This window comes from Serratia sp. (in: enterobacteria) (assembly GCF_046715635.1).
Classification (GTDB): domain Bacteria; phylum Pseudomonadota; class Gammaproteobacteria; order Enterobacterales; family Enterobacteriaceae; genus Chania.
In genome coordinates this window covers 1-16939 of sequence record NZ_JBKJYW010000149.1, presented here as the reverse complement: position 1 = coordinate 16939, position 16939 = coordinate 1, and the positions used below count along the sequence as shown (strand labels likewise).

Sequence of the window (16939 nt, the reverse complement as noted above, 5' to 3'; positions counted from 1 at the left end):
TGAAGTCTGAAAATAACTCAAATAACAATGACTTAAAATCATCGCCCATCATCGTGGCATTGGATTATGCCGACCGCTCCGCCGCATTAGCTTTTGCCGATCGCATCGACCCGCAAGATTGCCGGCTAAAAGTGGGTAAAGAGATGTTTACCCTGTTCGGGCCTGAGATCGTGCGCGATCTGCATCAGCGCGGATTTGAGGTGTTCCTTGATTTGAAATTCCACGATATTCCTAACACCACGGCGCATGCCGTAGCCGCCGCGGCGGAGTTGGGCGTATGGATGGTGAACGTACATGCCAGCGGTGGTGCTCGCATGATGAACGCTGCCAAAGAGGCGCTGCTGCCTTATGGCGCGGATGCACCGCTATTGATTGCCGTCACCGTTCTCACCAGCATGGAGGCGGAAGATCTGCGCGCTATTGGGATCGAACTCAGTCCGGCTGAGCAGGCGGAAAGGTTGGCTCGCCTGACGCGCGACTGTGGCCTGGATGGCGTGGTCTGTTCTGCGCAGGAAGCTTCACGTCTGAAAGCCGCCTGTGGCAGCCAGTTCCAACTGGTTACCCCAGGTATTCGCCCAGAAGGCAGTGCCGCAGGCGATCAGCGCCGCGTGATGACGCCGGTGCAGGCTCTGGCCGCCGGCGTTGATTATATGGTGATCGGCCGCCCAATTACGCAATCCGCCGATCCAGCAGCAGCGCTCAGCGCTATCCGAGCCTCACTGGCTTAAGGAACCCAGCATGAATGATGATAATAGCCGCCTGGTATATTCCACCGACAGCGGGCGTATCAAGCAGGAAGAAGCCAAGCCAGAGCGCGTCAAAGGTGATGGTATCGTGCGTATTCAACGCCAGACCAGTGGCAGAAAAGGCAAGGGAGTTTGCCTGGTCACCGGTATCGATCTGGATGATGCGGCACTGGATAAACTGGCTGCCGAACTGAAAAAGAAATGCGGCTGTGGCGGCTCGGTGAAGGAGGGTGTGATCGAAATCCAGGGTGATAAACGTGACCTGTTAAAGCAATTGCTAGAAGCCAAGGGCATGAAGGTTAAGCTGGCAGGCGGTTAAGCCGCTAAATGAATGCAGCCGCAGTGTGTCACTGCGGCTGCATTCATCGAAATGATAAATGTATAAATAGACCTGAAAGATTTTTTTCAATTAGACGTCAAAGCGTGAACGCTTTTGTCAGCCTATCGGCAGAGGTATCAGCAAGCCGTGGCTTATTTTCCTACCTGGTTGCCGATGATGCCACCAACGGCGGCCCCACCCAGGGTTCCCAGTGCGCTTCCGTCTGTCAGTACTGCACCGCCTACCGCACCTGCACCGGCACCAATCGCCGTGCTACGGTCGCGTTTGGACATATTGGAGCAGGCACTCAGCGACAGGGCCAGGGTAATCACCACGGCGGCGGTGGCAAAACGTTGATTAATGATCATAATGAGTTCTCCTTAGCATCGGCTATATGGAACTACTTTGCTGGCATAGTACAGCTTAAGTATAGGCAGTAATCAGCAAACTGGCCTGGCGCTGCCTTCCAGACGACCTTGAAATAAAAAATGGCATTTATTGCACAAAACAGAGCAATTAAAAAATCAGGGCGGTTTTATCGCCTTAATTCAGTATAAATGTCTAGTGCAGGATAAATAGGGAAATAGTCTTAATTTAGGGCAGAGAGCCAGGCGATTATTCCGAATCAGCCGCTGCACATCTTGGTGTATCCAGCAGAACTCTACGTGGTCTTTAGCGATCTATCCCATACCGCCTTGTGGCATGCCTGCTGACAATAGTCGTAGACCAAGCCACAAGGACAAGATCATGCTCAACGAACTGAAACAACAGGTGCTGGAGGCCAACCTTCAGCTCCCACGCCATCATCTGGTGACCTTTACCTGGGGTAATGTCAGCGCCGTAGACCGCCAGCAGGGGCTGATGGTGATCAAACCTTCCGGCGTTGAGTATGATGCCATGACCCGTGACGATATGGTGGTGGTGGAATTGGAGAGCGGCAAGGTGGTGGAGGGGAGTAAAAAGCCTTCTTCCGATACGGATACCCACCGGGTGCTGTACCTGAACTTTGCTGCTGCAGGTGGGATCGTTCACACCCACTCGCGGCATGCCACCATTTGGGCACAGGCCGGATTAGCCATCCCCGCCTGGGGAACGACGCATGCAGATTACTTTTATGGTGATATTCCCTGTACCCGGCTAATGCGGGACGAAGAGATCAACGGCCGTTATGAATGGGAAACAGGACAGGTGATCGTCGAAACCTTCAAACAGCGCGGGTTGGATGCTGCCCAGATCCCGGCGGTGCTGGTGCATTCTCACGGCCCATTTGCCTGGGGCAAAGATGCTGACAGCGCGGTACATAATGCCGTCGTGTTGGAAGAGTTGGCCTATATGGGGATTTTCTCGCGTCAGTTAGCGCCAGGGCTGGGCAATATGCAGCAGACCCTGCTGGACAAGCACTATCTGCGCAAGCACGGCGCACACGCCTATTACGGGCAGTAATCCCACCACGGGGCCGAATAGCCCCGCAGCCGTTATTCGTTAACCAGATCCAACTTGATACCTTGGCGTTTGAGCAACTGTTGATAGTCGTTGGTGATGCGTGAATCGGTGATCACCCGCCCAATCTGGCTCATTGGCTCCAATGGATTAGGTTGGATCTGGCCGAATTTTGACGAGTCGGTCAGCACAATGTTCTCCACGCCTTTGGCTAACACTGCATTGACCACGTCGGCGCGCATCATATCGCGGCCGGTGAAGCCGGTTTCTGCGTGATAGCCATCCACCCCGATAAAGGCCTTGCTGAAGTGCACCTGCTGGATACACATGCGGGTTAACGGGCCGACCACGGTTTCACTCTTCTTCTGATACATGCCGCCGAGCACGATCACATCGCAGTCGGTCTCTTTCAGCAGATGGGCGATGTAATGGCTGACGGTGATCAGCGTGACGCGCTTGCGCTCGGCCAGATAGCGGGCCAGCAGGGCGTTGGCGCTACCGCTCTCGATAAAGATGGTTTCGCCATCGCTGACCAGCGATGCAGCATATTGTGCCAGCTTCTGCTTAAGCGTGAAGTTGGACATCATGCGGGCATCGACGTCGTCGCTTTCCAGCGCAACGGCAGAACCGTGAACGCGTTTAAGATAGCTGCGTTTTTCTAACAGATTGAGATCCTGACGGATCGTCACCTCAGAAACGCCAGAGGCGCGCGCCAGTTCGCCGACGCTGATACGCCGACGGTCATTCACCAACTGCAAAATGGTTTGTTGTCTTGAATTCATAGCGGCCTGATAGGCGGCCACTAAAAGGTGACCGCAACGATTCACTGATTAAAGAGTATGTTCGGTTCGCGCGATAATATCATCCTGCGCATCTGGGGATAATGCGGTAAAGAAGGCAGAATATCCAGCCACGCGTACCACTAAATCACGATATTGGTCAGGATGTTGCTTCGCGGCCAACAGCGTTTCCCGCGAGACGATATTATACTGCACGTGCCAGCCATGGTAGGTCTCGAAGAAAGTGCGCAGCATCAGCATCAGTTTTTCGCGGTCACGCGGGTTCTCCAGCGTGGACGGGTTCAGCTTCTGGTTCAGCAGCACGCCGCCCAGAATCGACTCGGTGGGCAGTTTGCTCAGCGAGTTGAACACCGCCGTTGGGCCAAGATGGTCCGTGCCGGAGGCTGGGCTGGCACCTTCCGCCAATGGCGTATGTGCTTTACGGCCGTCTGGCGTGGCCATGGTTGCTGCACCAAAGGGGACGTTGGCCGAAATGGAGGAGGTGCCTGCATAATAGGTGCCTCCGATCGGTCCACGACCAAAGCGGGTGTTGTGATACTGTTTCAGTTCGTCGATATAGGTCTGATAGGCACGTACCAGCAACTGATCGACATCATCCACATCGTTGCCGTATTTTGGCGCCGCGTTGATCAAGCGTTGGCGCAACTGCTCGCCGTCCAGGCCAGCAAAGTCGTTTGCCAGGGCCTGAGCCAGCTGTTGCTGACCAATGATCCCCTGATCGAACACCAACTTGCGTACCGCTTCCAGGCTGTTACCCAGGTTGGCGATCCCGACCTGCAGGCCGGAAACCCAGTCATATTTCGCACCACCTTGTTTGACGCTCTTGCCGCGTTCGATGCAATCATCCACCAGGGCTGAGCACACAATGTCGTGGGCATTTTCTTCCAGCACGGTATCGACAACGCACTCAATCTCAATTGATTTGCGGGTGTAATAGCGGATCTGGGTATCCCAGGCATCTAGCACTTGGTCAAATTTGCTAAAGTTGCCTTGAGACAGCGCCAGCTCCTGCGGCAGGAAAACCTTGCCGGAGGTGGCGTCGCGCCCTTGCTCCAGTGCTGCCAACATCACGCGGGCAAAGTTGATAAAGCTCATCCCGGTACAGCGATAGCCCCATTTGCCGCCAACGGCGGTTTCGATACAGCCGATAGCGGCGTAATCGTAGGCATCCTGCGGTTCGACGCCCAGCTTGATAAATTCGGGGATCACGATCTCATCGTTATTAAACGCCGGCATGCCGAAGCCGCAGCGGATCACCTGCACGCAGGCGTCGAGGAAATCATTACTGATCCCAGCGTGATAGCGTACGCTGAGGTTGGGCTGCGTAGAACGCAGACGGCCACAGGATTCCAGAATGGTATAAGAGAGCGGGTTGACCGCGTCACAAGGCTGGCCATTGACGAGCTTCTGGCCGCCAATGGTGACGTTCTGGTACAGCGGGCTACCGGCGGAAGCTTTGGAGTGCGAGCCGGAACGGATCTTGTTCACTTCCAGCAGTTTCAACCAGCAGCTGTGCAGCATCTCGATGGCTTTTTCGCGCGGCAGGCTTTGCTCCAGCTCCACGTCACGGCGATACCAAGGATACAGATATTGGTCAAGGCGGCCAAAGGAGACGGAGTGACCGTTAGATTCGATCTGCAGGAACAGCTGGATGAAGTAGCACAGTTGCAGCGCCTGCCAGAAGGTCTGCGGGGGTTGATGGGCGATCAGTTCGCAGTTGGCTACCATGGTCAACAGCTCCTCACGCCGCCAGATGCGTTGCTCGCCCTGGGCCATTTCACGGGCCAATTGGGCAAAGCGCAGGATATGCTCGCCCAGGGCATCCAGCGAGATGTCGATGGCCTTGAGGAACTGTTCTTTATGCAGGTCATCCCAGTCGGTCAGGTGTAGGCGCTCACGGCGCTCAGACACTTTCTCACGCAGGCCATCCAGGCCTTTTTCCAGCAGCAGTGGGAAGTTGACCGCCAGGTGCGCATCACCAGACGTCATGTTGCCTTCGGCCTTGATGATACCGGTAGCCAGCAGGGCTTTTTGCTCGTCGGTGAACATGCCGTAGCAGCGATCCTGCACGGTTTGACCACGCCACCAAGGGCACAGGGTGTGCAACACCGCTTTATCCTGTTCGCTGACGGAGAAACCAGCGCCGGGGCGATCGGCCAACTGGTCAATTTCGCTTTCGATCCAACTGACGGTGTATTCCGGGAAGATCGGTGCGGCGCGTAGCTGGCTAGCCTGGTTACCGATGATTAGCTCATCATTCTTGATCCAGATGCTCCGTTTGGCCAGATGGTTGGCCAACGCCATGGCACGCCTTACCGGCAGCGGTTTATCCTGATGCTGCTGGTAAGTTTCGGTGTAGTGCTGGGCGCGTTCGGTACAGACCGGTGGCTTGACGATGTGGATCAGCGCGTTCTTATGCGCCAGCGTACGTTCGGTCAGGGTAGTCAGTTCCAGCGTTGTCATGGTGTTATCCTCGCAAAATGGCGGTCAGACCTTTGGCGCTGGCGTAATCTTCGGCATAGGCCAGCAGTTCGGGGTCGTCTAGTGGGGTACGGGAAGCGTAATAAGGCGCGCCGAGCAGATGGTATTTATTCATCCCCAGCGTGTGGTACGGTAAAAAATGGATCTCTTTGACGCCGATCTCATCGGCAGCAAAGTCGGTAATGGCGCGGATCGAGTCGCGATCGGCGTTAAATTCGGGAATTAATGGCACCCGCACAGTGATCTGAGTGCCAGCGGAGGCCAAGCGGCGGAAGTTATCCATCACCCGTTTGGCGGAGCCTTTGGTCCATTGTTTGAAGCGAACTGGGTCGACGTGTTTCAAATCTGCCAGCATCAGGTCTAGCCAGGGCAGAGATGGCTCGATATTGGACCAAGGCGTATGCAGGCAAGATTCTACGGCGGTATGGATACCGGCCTCGCGCCCGCGTTTGAGCAGCTCTGCGGCGGCCTCTGGCTGCATAAACGGCTCGCCGCCGGACAGCGTCAGGCCACCGCCGGTACGCAAATAATAAGGTTTGTCACGCATCACTTCGGCCATCACCGCATCAAGGTCTAGCGCCTTGCCGCAGACGCTCAGCGCGCCGGTTGGGCAACAGCCGTTTAATGCGTCATAATCGGCGGCAGTGAGTAACGAACGTTGCAGGCTCAGGGTGTTGTCGTCAACGCGGGTGATAGCGTGCGGGCAACTCTCACTGCATAGGGTACAGGCCGACAGACACAGGCGCTCATCAAACAGCAGCTCCTGCTGGCGCGAACGGCTTTCGGGGTTCTGACACCAGCGGCAGCCAAGTGAGCAGCCCTTAAGGAACACCACGCTGCGGATGCCTGGGCCGTCATGAGTTGAGTAGCGCTGTAGATTGAAAAGCATTCGTCACCTGTGAAGTCTAAGATCTTCTTATGTAAATTAAATAGGTTTCGAATGAAAGTTGATTTGATTTTAATCAAATGATGAGGGCTTTATTCGCTTATTATGTTCAGAGTTTGAATCTGCCCACAAAAGAATCAGGAGAAGGTTATGGAACTGTATCTCGATACTGCCAACGTCAGCGCAGTGAAACGTCTGGCGCGCGTCTTGCCGCTGCACGGCGTGACCACCAACCCAAGCATTGTTGCCAAAGAAGGCAAGCCGATTTGGGAAGTACTCCCGGCCCTACGTGATGCGCTGGGTGGTACCGGCAAGCTGTTTGCCCAGGTGATGGCGAACGATGCGGAACGTATGGTTGCCGAAGCTGTCCTGCTGAATCAACGGGTGCCGGGTCTGGTAGTGAAGATCCCCACCACCGCAGAAGGGCTGGCGGCAATCAAGAAGCTGAAATCCATGTCGATCCCTACCTTGGGCACCGCCGTTTACGGCGCTGGCCAGGGGCTGCTGGCGGCGTTGGCCGGGGCAGAGTATGTGGCGCCTTACGTTAACCGTCTGGATGCGCAAGGCGGCGACGGGGTTGAAATGGTGCACGAGTTGCAACAGCTGTTATCGCTGCATGCTCCTCACGCCAAGGTGCTGGCGGCCAGCTTCAAAACGCCACGTCAGGCGTTGGAGTGTCTGTTGGCGGGCTGTCAGTCGATCACTCTACCGGTGGATGTGGCAGAGCAGTTTATTTCCACCCCGGCGGTTCAGGCAGCGGTAGAGAAGTTTGAACAGGATTGGCAAGGGGCTTTCGGCACGACGCTGATAAGCTAAAGTGCATTGAAAAGGGCGGCACATGGCCGCCCTGGTAGGTATTTGATGAGCCAGTTTCACCCGGCTCATCCTGTAGGGTGCCCATTCAGTTAGACACGCCCGGTTTCCTCACGCAGTACAATCGCGCTTTCACGTACCGTTGGCGTTTTGGAACTCAACGCACGACGCACCACGAAGAAGGCCGAAACCAACATCGTCACCGCAACCAGCATAAAGAAGGCGCACAACGCGGCGTTAATCTGATTGGCAAATACGATGGTCTGCATATCCGCAATGGATTTGGCCGGGGCGATCACCGTGTTCGATTCAATCCCGGCAGAGAATTTCTTCGCCTGCGCCAGGAAGCCGATGCTCGGTTTCTCATGGAAAATCTTCTGCCAGCCCGCCGTCATCGAGGTGATAAACAGCCAGATGGTCGGCAAAATGGTCACCCAGGCGTAACGCTGTTTCTTCATCTTGAACAGCACCACGGTGCCCAGGATCAGCGCCATCGAGGCCAGCATCTGATTACCAATGCCGAACAGCGGCCACAGCGTATTGATCCCACCTAACGGATCCACGACGCCCTGATAAACGAAGAAGCCCCAACCGGCCACGGCCACGGTGGTGCCAGCCAGGTTGCCGAACCAGGAGCGGTTGTTCGCCAAGCGCGGAATGGCCACGCCAACCAGATCCTGCACCATAAAGCGACAGGCGCGGGTGCCCGCATCCACCGCAGTGAGGATAAACAGGGCTTCAAACAGGATGGCAAAGTGATACCAGAAGGCCATCATTGCCCGGCTGTTAAACACCTCACTGATGATATGAGCCATACCAACGGCAAAGGTTGGCGCGCCACCCGCTCTGGATAGCACCGACTTCTCGCCTACATCATGGGCAATCTGTGTCAGTGTTTCCGGAGTGACCATAAAGCCCCAGCTGTTAATGGCCTGCGAAGCACTCTCCACCGTGGTGCCGATCAGCGCCGCCGGTGAGTTCATGGCAAAGTAGACGCCTGGGTCGATTACCGAAGCGCAAATCAGCGCCATGATAGCCACGAAGGACTCCATCAGCATGCCGCCGTAGCCAATAAAGCGGATATGGCTCTCACGCTCAACCAGCTTCGGCGTGGTGCCACTGGAGACCAGGGCGTGGAACCCGGAGATTGCGCCACAGGCAATGGTGATAAACAGGAACGGGAACAGTGAACCGGCAAACACCGGACCGCTGCCGTCGATAAAGCGTGACACCGCCGGCATTCTCATTTCCGGCATCGCGAACACAATGCCCACCGCCAGCCCCACGATCACGCCGATTTTCAGGAAGGTAGAAAGATAGTCACGCGGAGCCAGCAGCAACCACACCGGCAGCACCGAGGCGACAAAACCATAAATCACCAGTACCCAGGTCAGGGTGGTACCGTGCAGGGTAAAGAACGGCCCCCAGTATGGGTGCATGGCGATGTTGCCACCGTAGATGATCGCCATCATCATCAGCACAAAGCCGATCAGCGAAACTTCGGCAATCTTGCCCGGGCGGATAAAGCGCATGTAAACGCCCATAAACAGCGCAATCGGGATGGTGGCAGCAATGGTGAACAGACCCCAAGGGCTGTCTGCCAGCGCTTTAACGACCACCAACGCCAGCGCCGAGAGGATGATGATCATCACCCCAAGTGCGCCCAGCATGGTTACCACACCGGCAAAGGCACCTAACTCCTGCTTGGCCATCTCCCCCAGAGAGCGTCCGTCGCGGCGGGTGGAGATAAACAGGATCAGGAAATCTTGCACCGCACCGGCCAGCATCACCCCAACCAATATCCAGATGGTGCCGGGCAGGAAGCCCATCTGCGCCGCCAGGATCGGCCCTACCAGCGGGCCAGCACCGGCAATGGCGGCAAAGTGGTGACCAAACAGCACCCATTTGTTGGTGGGTACATAGTCCAGGCCATCGTTATGGCGCTCCGCTGGCGTTAACCGACGATCGTCGAGTTCAAAGACGTTCTTGGCAATAAACCGGCTATAGAAGCGGTAGGCAATGCTGTAGCAGGCGACGGAGGCCACCACCAGCCAGACAGCGTTGACGTGCTCCCCACGGCTCAAAGCCAGCATGCCGAAAGCGAAGGCACCGACCAGCGCCACCGCGAGCCAGATTATGGCTGACTTGACGTTTTTCATGTTCCGCAACTCCTTGTTGTGCAGAGGGAGAAAGGTGATTTTTTTAGTTTGTGAGTACGTCAAAAAATTAACGACTCATTAAACGTAGGAGGTTTAAACGCGGACGGTGGCTGGTCGGATCAGAAATGTGAACTCAGTTGGAGTTTAGTGAAAGAAGCGTGCTAAGCGGTAGCAGAATGGGGTGTTGCGGGCATAAAAAAGGCGATACCGAAGTATCGCCTTGATCGAACACGGAGGACGTTAGGCTACCGGTCTGGCGATCACGCTGCGGGTTTCCATACGCACTTCGGCAATGGTCACCTGTAGGCTATCGCTTTGGCGGTAAACCACTTCGCCCTTCACCTGCACGGTGCCGGCCTCTTGGCTGCAAACCATCTCATCGCGCACTGCGTGGATGAACGGGGCAGGGATAAAGGCTACTGCGCCGTTATCCAGCAAGCGTACGCGCAGGCCGCCACGGGTCACGTCGATGATTTCGGCGTTGAAGCGCTTATCGGTTCCAGCAAGGTCTTTGAGGAAACGGGCATACAGCCAATCACCTACGTCACGCTCTGCCATACGGTTCAGACGGCGACGCTCGGCCAGTTGTAAGGTGACATCGTCCTGCGGTTTTTCCGCCGCCTGCTCGCTGATAATAGCTTTCAGCAAACGATGGTTGACCATATCGCCATACTTACGGATCGGTGAGGTCCAGGTGGCGTATGCTTCCAGCCCCAGACCGAAGTGCGGACCAGGTGTGGTGCTGATCTCGGCAAAGGTCTGGAAACGGCGGATGCGGCTGTCCAGGAACTGGGTTGGCTGCGAATCCAGGTGACGGCGCAGTTCGCAGAATCCTTCCAGGGTCAGCAGCTTCTCGGCATCGGCTTCAACGCCGTTGGCCTGCAATACGGCGACCGCTTGCTCAACCAGGGCCGGATCAAAGCCGTTATGCACGTTATAGATGCCAAAGCCCAGACGATCGCGCAACACCAGGGCGGCACAAACGTTGGCGGCGATCATGCACTCTTCAACGATACGGTTGGCGGGGCGGCGCTGTTCGGTAACAATGTCCAGCACTTCGCCTTTCTCGCCGAGGACAAAGCGGTAGTCCGGGCGATCCTTGAACACCAGCGCATGCTGATGGCGCCAGGCGCTGCGTACATCGCAAACCTGTTTAAGCAAGGTGATCTGTTGTGCAATGCTCTCGCTCGGTGGCTGCCAGCCAGCAACGCCGTCCAGCCAGTCAGAAACCTCGTCATAAACCAGTTTGGCTTTGGACTCGATTTCGGCGGCGAAGAAATGGATATCATTGCCCAGTGCACCGTCTGTGGCGACAGTCACGCGGCAAGCCAGTACCGAGCGGCGCTCATTCGGGCGCAGCGAGCACAGGTTGTCGGACAGATCGCGCGGCAACATCGGAATATTGAAGCCCGGCAGGTAGTTGGTGAACGCGCGCTTGCGGGCGATATCATCCAGATTGCTGCCTTGCTCGACATAGGCGGTAGGATCGGCAATGGCGATGGTCAACAGCAGCGAGCCGTCACCGTTGTCTTGCACGTGCAGCGCATCGTCCATATCTTCGGTGCTGGCGCTATCGATGGTGACGAAGTCCAGCGCGGTCAGGTCCTCACGGACCAGCGAGGTCTCTTGTTCGGAGATCGCGACCATGTCTGGTGCTTCTTTTTCAAGATTATGACGAGCCAGCGTGACCCACCACGGCGCGAAGTGATCTTCACCGTCGGTGATGAACTGAGTCAGATCGGCATTGAAAGTGCGATCGCCTTTCAGCGGATGACGGCGCATTTCTGCAACGGCCCAGTCACCGGCCTGGAAGTTATGGGTGACTTCACGCGCCGGACGGCATGGGATCGCGTCTTTCAGCAACGGATGATCGGGGATAATCGACAGGCGATCGTCTTTTTTCTGCACCCGGCCAACAAAGCGCGACAGGAAAGGCTCAACCAGGGTTTCCGGTTCAGCGATTTCGCGATCTTTTTCGGTATGCAGGGTGGCGACGATACGATCCCCATGCATGACTTTTTTCATGTACGGCGGCGGAATAAAGTAACTTTTCTGCCCGTCGACTTCTAAAAAGCCAAAACCTTTCTCAGTCCCTTTTACTACGCCTTCAACACGCGGGGTTTGAGAGTGAAGTTGCTGTTTAAGCTGCGCCAGCAGCGGGTTATCTTGAAACATATCGTCCAGTGAATGGGTTGTGAGTGGCAAGATTTGCGGCTGACAGTTTTACGCGAATCACCCCTTGCGGGCAAGCCAAACGTCACGCTTTTCCGACGAAGGCTTATGAAAATCGACGCAATACCAGCTGTAGGGGCGCCGCATGCTGCGCTCGCTTAGGTGCATGCCGCGCCTGCATGGCTACATGTTACGCCCATTCAAACTACACAATACGCAACGTCGGCGGTTGAGCGCAGCGGCGGATCGCTACGGGAACCGATTTGGAGGTCGGCGTGCCGGTGCCATCACCAAAACTGGCTAGCGGCACCAGCGGGTTGGTTTCAGGGTAGTAGGCTGCCAGATTCCCACGCGGGATATCATAGCTGACCAGCTTGAAGCCGCTGACTTTTCTGGTTACGCCATCGTTCCACAAGGTTTCAATCTCTACCCGTTCGCCATCCTGCAGGCCAAGATCGGCCAAATCTTCGGGATGAATAAACAGCACCTCGCGCTGGCCGTAAACGCCGCGATAGCGATCGTCCAGTCCATAAATGGTGGTGTTGTACTGATCGTGTGAACGCAGGGTTTGCAACACGAACGGCGCTTTTTCTGCCCCGATTTGCGGGAACAAGGTCTCGGGTAGTGGAGCCGCACTGAACTGGGCTTTACCACTCTGGGTTGCAAAGCGTAATTCGGCCGCCGCGTTGCCCAGATAGAACCCTCCAGGTTGCTCACAGCGCTGGTTAAAATCGTCAAAACCGGGAATGGTGGCCTGGATATGCTGGCGGATCAGTGAATAATCGTCGGCCAGTTCCAGCCAGTCCAACTTTTGGTTGCCCAGTACCGCGTCAGCAATGCCGCAGACAATCGCGGTCTCAGAACGCTGGGTGTCTGCCAGAGGTTTGCCGATACCTTCAGAAGCGTGCACCATGCTGAAGGAGTCTTCCACCGTGATGTATTGCGGGCCGCTAGCCTGCATATCCAGCTCGGTACGCCCCAGCGTCGGCAGGATCAGTGCGTCTTTGCCGGTGATCAGATGGCTGCGGTTCAGCTTGGTGCTGATATGCACCGTCAAGTCACAGCGGCGCAGGGCTTGAGCGGTACGCTCGGTATCCGGCGCTGCTGCTACCAGATTACCTCCCAGCGCAATCAGCACTTTGACCTCGCCACGCAGCATCGCTTCAATGGCTTCGACCGTATTGTGTCCCATCTCGCGGCGGGGGCTAAAGCCAAAGTGCTGCTCCAAACTATCCAGCAGCGCCTTGGGCGCTTTCTCATCGATGCCCATGGTACGGTTGCCTTGCACGTTGCTGTGACCACGTACCGGGCATAGGCCCGCACCTGGTTTGCCCAATTGACCGAACAGCAATTGCAGGTTGGTGATCTCGCGCACCGTTGGTACAGAGTGCTTATGCTGCGTGATGCCCATCGCCCAGGTGCAGATAACACGCTCTGCGCCCTGATAAATCGCAGCCGCATGGCGCAGTTGGGTTTCACTCAACCCGGATTGCGTGGTGATCTGTTGCCATGAGGTGGCGTCCACCTGAGCCAGATAATCCTCAATGCCCACGCAATACCGATCGATAAACGGCTGGTCAAACAGCCCTGGCTCGCTGACGGCTAAACGCTGGCGGTGGATTTCCAGTAGCGCCTTCACCATACCGCGTACTGCTGCCATATCACCACCCAGGTTAGGCTGGAAATAGGCCGAGCTGATGGGGGAGGACTTGGGCGTCAACATCTGGATCGGGTTTTGCGGATCGGCAAACCTTTCCAACCCGCGTTCGCGCAGGGTATTGAAACTGACGATGCGCGCACCACGGCTCGCCGCGTGTTTCAGACTGTGCAGCATACGTGGATGGTTGGTGCCGGGGTTTTGGCCAAACACAAAAATCGCGTCGGCCTGTTCGAAGTCATCCATACGGATGGTGCCTTTGCCGACGCCAATACTCTGCTTGAGGCCAACGCCACTGGCTTCGTGGCACATATTGGAACAGTCCGGGAAATTGCTGGTGCCCAGCATGCGGCCAAACAGCTGATAAAGGTAGGAGGCTTCATTGCTGGCGCGGCCTGAGGTGTACAGTTCAATCTGGTTGGGATTATCCAGCGCCTGGATATGGCTGGCGATAAGCTTCAGGGCATCCGGCCAGGTGATAGGCTGATAGCGATCGGTTTTGGCGTCGTAGCGCATCGGGTGCGTCAACCGTCCTTGATACTCCAGGAAATAGTCGCTTTGCTCGCGCAGGGTGCTGACGCTGTGGGCCGCAAAGAATGCGGGTTCAACCGCATTGCGGGTCGCCTCCCAACTGACCGCCTTGGCCCCGTTTTCGCAGAAGCTGAAGGTGCTGTGGTTGTCATCGCCCCAGGCACAGCCGGGGCAGTCGAAGCCGCGCGCCTTGTTAACGCGCATCAGGTTGCGCAGATTTTTCAGCGCCTGTTTGCTGTCGAACACATAGCGGGTGGTGGCTTCCAATGAGCCCCAGCCGCCCGCCGCGCCGCGATAAGGCTTGATTGACGGTTTAAATTTCATGATTTTCTTCGCAGGTGATTAATGTAGCTAAAAGGTAAATGCCTTTTTAAGCATTTTGAGTATTTATGTGGCAAGTCTAGGGGCGCGAGGGCCGGGCGTCTAATCGAATAGAGCAATGATGGGATAGACAACATTTATCGCCGCTGCCAGCAAGGCTATAGCAAATGATATACTTCACACAGAAACCATTTTCCGAGCCAATACATGGATATTAAGCAACTGATCTACCTGTGTAATCTTGAGCGAGAGCGCCACTTTGGTCGCGCCGCAGAGGCCAGCTTTGTCAGCCAGCCAACCTTATCCATGCGGCTGAAAAATCTGGAAAAAGAGCTGGGTGTCTCGTTGATCAACCGGGGCAACAATTTTGAAGGCTTCACCGCTGAAGGTGAGCGAGTGTTGGCCTGGGCACGGGAAATTGTTTCCGTTTACCAAGGGCTGAAGCTGGAGGTGGAGTCACTCAAGCACGGACTGAACGGGACGTTGCGTATCGGCACCGTGCCACAGTGCAGCATTTCGTTAGCGCAGATGTTGAAGGCGGTCAGCGAGCGTTACCCGCAGTTGGACTATCGCGTAGCGGTATTGAGCGCCGATCAACTGCTGGAAGCGCTAACCGCGCACACGGTGGATATTGGCATCGGTTTCTTTGAACTGCCAACGCTCAAAGAGCTGCATTTCCAGTCTCAGTCTTTGGCCGACAGCGGCATTGACCTGGTGTTCCATCCGCAGCATTTCCCCGAGCTGGTGGGGGAAAGTCCACTGACGCTGTCAACCGTGGCTGAGCTGCCATTATGCCTGGCGGAGCCGACACGTTACTTCCGCCGTTACCTGGATCAGCAGTTTCGTGAGGCGGGCTTAACGCTGCATACCCGGATGGAAACCACCTCGATCTTCCAACTGCTACAGGGGATTTTTGTCGGCTTGGGATGCGGGTTATTCCCCAGGGGTAACTTGCAGATGGAAATGATGCCGCAGCTGCAACGGCGCAGCGTTGCCATTGCGCCGATGTCTCGTCATGCCGCCTTGGTGATCGCCGAGCCAGCAAGGGCCACGCCGCTGGCACAGCACTTTTTTGATGCGGCTCAGGCGTGGTTATTGCGCTAGATCGGCTTCCACGGCATCGCCAAGGCTGTAACGAAGCCGGTTTTCCCAAGCGTACAATGCGCTGGTTAAAATCACGTCTAATGCCTGCGACCGCTCCAGCCCACTATTAAACAGCGGCTGCACGCTTTGTGCCGTGAATTTTTCAGGCGTTCGTGTCAGCTCGGCCGCCACGCCTATCACGGCAGCGGTCACCGGATCGTCAGCCACCTCAAGTGCGTGATCAATCCCAGTTACTACGGCCAGTGCCAATTTCCGATTGGCAATGTCATTGGCTAGCGTGGCGACACAGTAACGGCTGCCATTAATACGTGATGTCACCAAGGCAGCTAAAGCCTTCAGGCGTGGAGATAGCCCATCAGCATAGCGATGAATACTGTTAAACACCGCATTGCGCTCATGTAGGGCGGGGGCGTCTTGCGCCAACAGCAGGTAATAAGACTCGCTGCGGGCATCCGGGTGGCTTTGGTCCAGAACGTCGAGCTGCCGGGCCTGGGCCTGCTCGACAACGATCTCCGGCAGGCGAGCTTGCCATAACCGTTCCATACAGGAAAATCCCGCCGTTTTAGCATCTTCGATTTGAGGAAAGCCCGGCAGAACCACGGCGAGCCTGCCTGCCAGTGCGGCAATACCGGCGACCACCCGCGCCTGATAGCTAACGAAACCGATGATTTGCGAAAAGGTCACAATATCTTGCGTGCTCAGGCCAACTTCAGTGAGCTGTTGCAACGCCTTGGAGCAAATCAGGGTAGGTTGGCTGGCGAGTTGGCGGGCGTATTGGGTGATTTGTGCCAGGCGGACATTGCTTTCCCGCGTAGCATCCGGGCTGTCCAGAGGGGCGAGGCGGGCGGCATAATGGCTACAAAGCGATTGCACGCCGGTGACCTGTGCCACCGTCAAGGCCGTCGACAGGCGATCATAAGGTGACAATGTCACCTCTCGCGAAACGCAGACCCGATCGGGGAACAGCACCGGATAGCAGGCTGAGGACGCACTAAAAACGTTAATGCGATGGCTGAGGGCGGTATTCAATCCCTCGTCGGTAAACGTGCCCAGGCCTAACAAAAATCGCTCTCGCAAGCTTGCCGCGCCAGGCTCGAGTGGCGAACTGTCCCCTGAGCTACGCTGGGTTTCGTGGTACCACTGGAAAGGGGTTAGGCGATGTTCCATCGGATAAAATCCTTCATCAATACAACAAGCCACCGTTGCAGTTTGCAACGGTGGCAGGGTAAAAGCCACGGGGCAGGCGTCAGTCGTGGCGGCATAAACCATGGCCATAAATTGCGAAGCCGGCGGCAAGGACAAGCATCAGTTGCGAGAAGCGGTGGTGGGAGTGGTTCATCAGCGCGATATCCTGTTGTTTGCATGGCTCAACGTAGGGGATATCCTCACCGATTAGATTGGCGAGATAAAATAATGTTACGTGCTAATTAATAACTGAATGGAATACCGGTGATCGCTATTTTCCCCTCACCCCAACCCTCTCCCACAGGGAGAGGGAGCCAGTTTGGTG

14 protein-coding genes are annotated in these 16939 nt (G+C 56.1%); 6 read left to right on the top strand and 8 right to left on the bottom strand.

Annotation, left to right across the window (positions count from 1 at the left end; translation table 11 throughout):
- Positions 1–728 (top strand): orotidine-5'-phosphate decarboxylase (gene pyrF, locus ACLQ7H_RS07315; protein ID WP_411752093.1); only part of this gene is annotated, 728 nt, incomplete at its 5' end.
- A 10-nt stretch (positions 729–738) separates the two neighbouring features.
- The gene (gene yciH / locus ACLQ7H_RS07310) at positions 739–1065 is read left to right on the top strand and encodes a stress response translation initiation inhibitor YciH (protein ID WP_411752092.1); all 327 of its coding nucleotides are present in this window, start codon (positions 739–741) and stop codon (positions 1063–1065) included.
- Between the two features lie 152 nt (positions 1066–1217).
- Here yciH and osmB read toward each other — a convergent pair whose 3' ends face one another.
- Positions 1218–1436, bottom strand: a complete 219-nt coding sequence (gene osmB, locus ACLQ7H_RS07305; RefSeq protein ID WP_411752094.1) for an osmotically-inducible lipoprotein OsmB — start codon at positions 1434–1436, stop codon at positions 1218–1220.
- 376 nt (positions 1437–1812) lie between these two features.
- Between osmB and araD the strand changes: the two genes are divergently transcribed.
- Positions 1813–2508, top strand: a complete 696-nt coding sequence (gene araD, locus ACLQ7H_RS07300) for an L-ribulose-5-phosphate 4-epimerase (RefSeq protein WP_411752091.1) — start codon at positions 1813–1815, stop codon at positions 2506–2508.
- Between the two features lie 32 nt (positions 2509–2540).
- Here the strand turns inward: araD and ACLQ7H_RS07295 are convergent, their stop codons facing one another.
- Genes ACLQ7H_RS07295 through ACLQ7H_RS07285 form a run of 3 tightly spaced genes read right to left on the bottom strand, consistent with a single transcriptional unit; the run spans position 2541 to position 6675 of the window.
- Positions 2541–3287 carry a DNA-binding transcriptional regulator YciT gene (locus ACLQ7H_RS07295; RefSeq protein ID WP_411752090.1) on the bottom strand — a complete coding sequence of 249 codons (747 nt, stop codon included), beginning with the start codon at positions 3285–3287 and terminating at the stop codon, positions 2541–2543.
- 48 nt (positions 3288–3335) lie between these two features.
- Positions 3336–5768 (bottom strand): formate C-acetyltransferase/glycerol dehydratase family glycyl radical enzyme, encoded by a 2433-nt coding sequence (locus tag ACLQ7H_RS07290; RefSeq protein ID WP_411752089.1) that lies wholly within the window; start codon positions 5766–5768, stop codon positions 3336–3338.
- Between the two features lie 4 nt (positions 5769–5772).
- Positions 5773–6675 (bottom strand): glycyl-radical enzyme activating protein, encoded by a 903-nt coding sequence (locus ACLQ7H_RS07285; protein ID WP_411752088.1) that lies wholly within the window; start codon positions 6673–6675, stop codon positions 5773–5775.
- Positions 6676–6822: 147 nt separating this feature from the next.
- Between ACLQ7H_RS07285 and fsa the strand changes: the two genes are divergently transcribed.
- A complete protein-coding gene (gene fsa / locus ACLQ7H_RS07280) occupies positions 6823–7488 on the top strand; it encodes a fructose-6-phosphate aldolase (RefSeq protein WP_411752087.1) in 666 nt (221 codons plus the stop codon).
- An 89-nt stretch (positions 7489–7577) separates the two neighbouring features.
- Here fsa and ACLQ7H_RS07275 read toward each other — a convergent pair whose 3' ends face one another.
- The 3 genes from ACLQ7H_RS07275 to ACLQ7H_RS07265 all read right to left on the bottom strand — a co-directional run bounded on the left by ACLQ7H_RS07275 (position 7578) and on the right by ACLQ7H_RS07265 (position 14328).
- Positions 7578–9644 carry a carbon starvation CstA family protein gene (locus ACLQ7H_RS07275; protein WP_411752086.1) on the bottom strand — a complete coding sequence of 689 codons (2067 nt, stop codon included), beginning with the start codon at positions 9642–9644 and terminating at the stop codon, positions 7578–7580.
- A 240-nt stretch (positions 9645–9884) separates the two neighbouring features.
- Positions 9885–11819, bottom strand: coding sequence for an exoribonuclease II (locus ACLQ7H_RS07270; RefSeq protein ID WP_411752085.1), 1935 nt, complete (start codon positions 11817–11819; stop codon positions 9885–9887).
- A gap of 202 nt (positions 11820–12021) precedes the next feature.
- Positions 12022–14328 (bottom strand): FdhF/YdeP family oxidoreductase, encoded by a 2307-nt coding sequence (locus ACLQ7H_RS07265; protein ID WP_411752084.1) that lies wholly within the window; start codon positions 14326–14328, stop codon positions 12022–12024.
- Between the two features lie 204 nt (positions 14329–14532).
- Here ACLQ7H_RS07265 and ACLQ7H_RS07260 point away from each other — a divergent pair, with 204 nt between their 5' ends.
- Positions 14533–15429 carry a LysR family transcriptional regulator gene (locus tag ACLQ7H_RS07260; RefSeq protein WP_411752083.1) on the top strand — a complete coding sequence of 299 codons (897 nt, stop codon included), beginning with the start codon at positions 14533–14535 and terminating at the stop codon, positions 15427–15429.
- On the opposite strand, the gene ACLQ7H_RS07255 is transcribed toward ACLQ7H_RS07260, so the two are convergent.
- Positions 15418–16596, bottom strand: coding sequence for a CMD domain-containing protein (locus tag ACLQ7H_RS07255; protein ID WP_411752082.1), 1179 nt, complete (start codon positions 16594–16596; stop codon positions 15418–15420). The two genes, ACLQ7H_RS07260 and ACLQ7H_RS07255, sit on opposite strands and share 12 nt — an antisense overlap.
- Positions 16597–16696: 100 nt before the next feature.
- Between ACLQ7H_RS07255 and ACLQ7H_RS07250 the strand changes: the two genes are divergently transcribed.
- Positions 16697–16825, top strand: a complete 129-nt coding sequence (locus tag ACLQ7H_RS07250) for a hypothetical protein (protein WP_411752081.1) — start codon at positions 16697–16699, stop codon at positions 16823–16825.
- Positions 16826–16939: the final 114 nt, after the last annotated feature.

Bases quoted from the DNA above. Each gene is read 5' to 3' on its own strand.
- ACLQ7H_RS07270 (WP_411752085.1), bottom strand. From the start codon at position 11,819: ATGTTTCAAGATAACCCGCTGCTGGCGCAGCTTAAACAGCAACTTCAC.
- fsa (WP_411752087.1), top strand. From the start codon at position 6,823: ATGGAACTGTATCTCGATACTGCCAACGTCAGCGCAGTGAAACGTCTG.
- ACLQ7H_RS07250 (WP_411752081.1), top strand. From the start codon at position 16,697: ATGGCCATAAATTGCGAAGCCGGCGGCAAGGACAAGCATCAGTTGCGA.
- yciH (WP_411752092.1), top strand. From the start codon at position 739: ATGAATGATGATAATAGCCGCCTGGTATATTCCACCGACAGCGGGCGT.
- ACLQ7H_RS07275 (WP_411752086.1), bottom strand. From the start codon at position 9,644: ATGAAAAACGTCAAGTCAGCCATAATCTGGCTCGCGGTGGCGCTGGTC.
- ACLQ7H_RS07290 (WP_411752089.1), bottom strand. From the start codon at position 5,768: ATGACAACGCTGGAACTGACTACCCTGACCGAACGTACGCTGGCGCAT.
- ACLQ7H_RS07260 (WP_411752083.1), top strand. From the start codon at position 14,533: ATGGATATTAAGCAACTGATCTACCTGTGTAATCTTGAGCGAGAGCGC.
- araD (WP_411752091.1), top strand. From the start codon at position 1,813: ATGCTCAACGAACTGAAACAACAGGTGCTGGAGGCCAACCTTCAGCTC.
- ACLQ7H_RS07255 (WP_411752082.1), bottom strand. From the start codon at position 16,596: ATGGAACATCGCCTAACCCCTTTCCAGTGGTACCACGAAACCCAGCGT.
- ACLQ7H_RS07285 (WP_411752088.1), bottom strand. From the start codon at position 6,675: ATGCTTTTCAATCTACAGCGCTACTCAACTCATGACGGCCCAGGCATC.
- ACLQ7H_RS07265 (WP_411752084.1), bottom strand. From the start codon at position 14,328: ATGAAATTTAAACCGTCAATCAAGCCTTATCGCGGCGCGGCGGGCGGC.
- ACLQ7H_RS07295 (WP_411752090.1), bottom strand. From the start codon at position 3,287: ATGAATTCAAGACAACAAACCATTTTGCAGTTGGTGAATGACCGTCGG.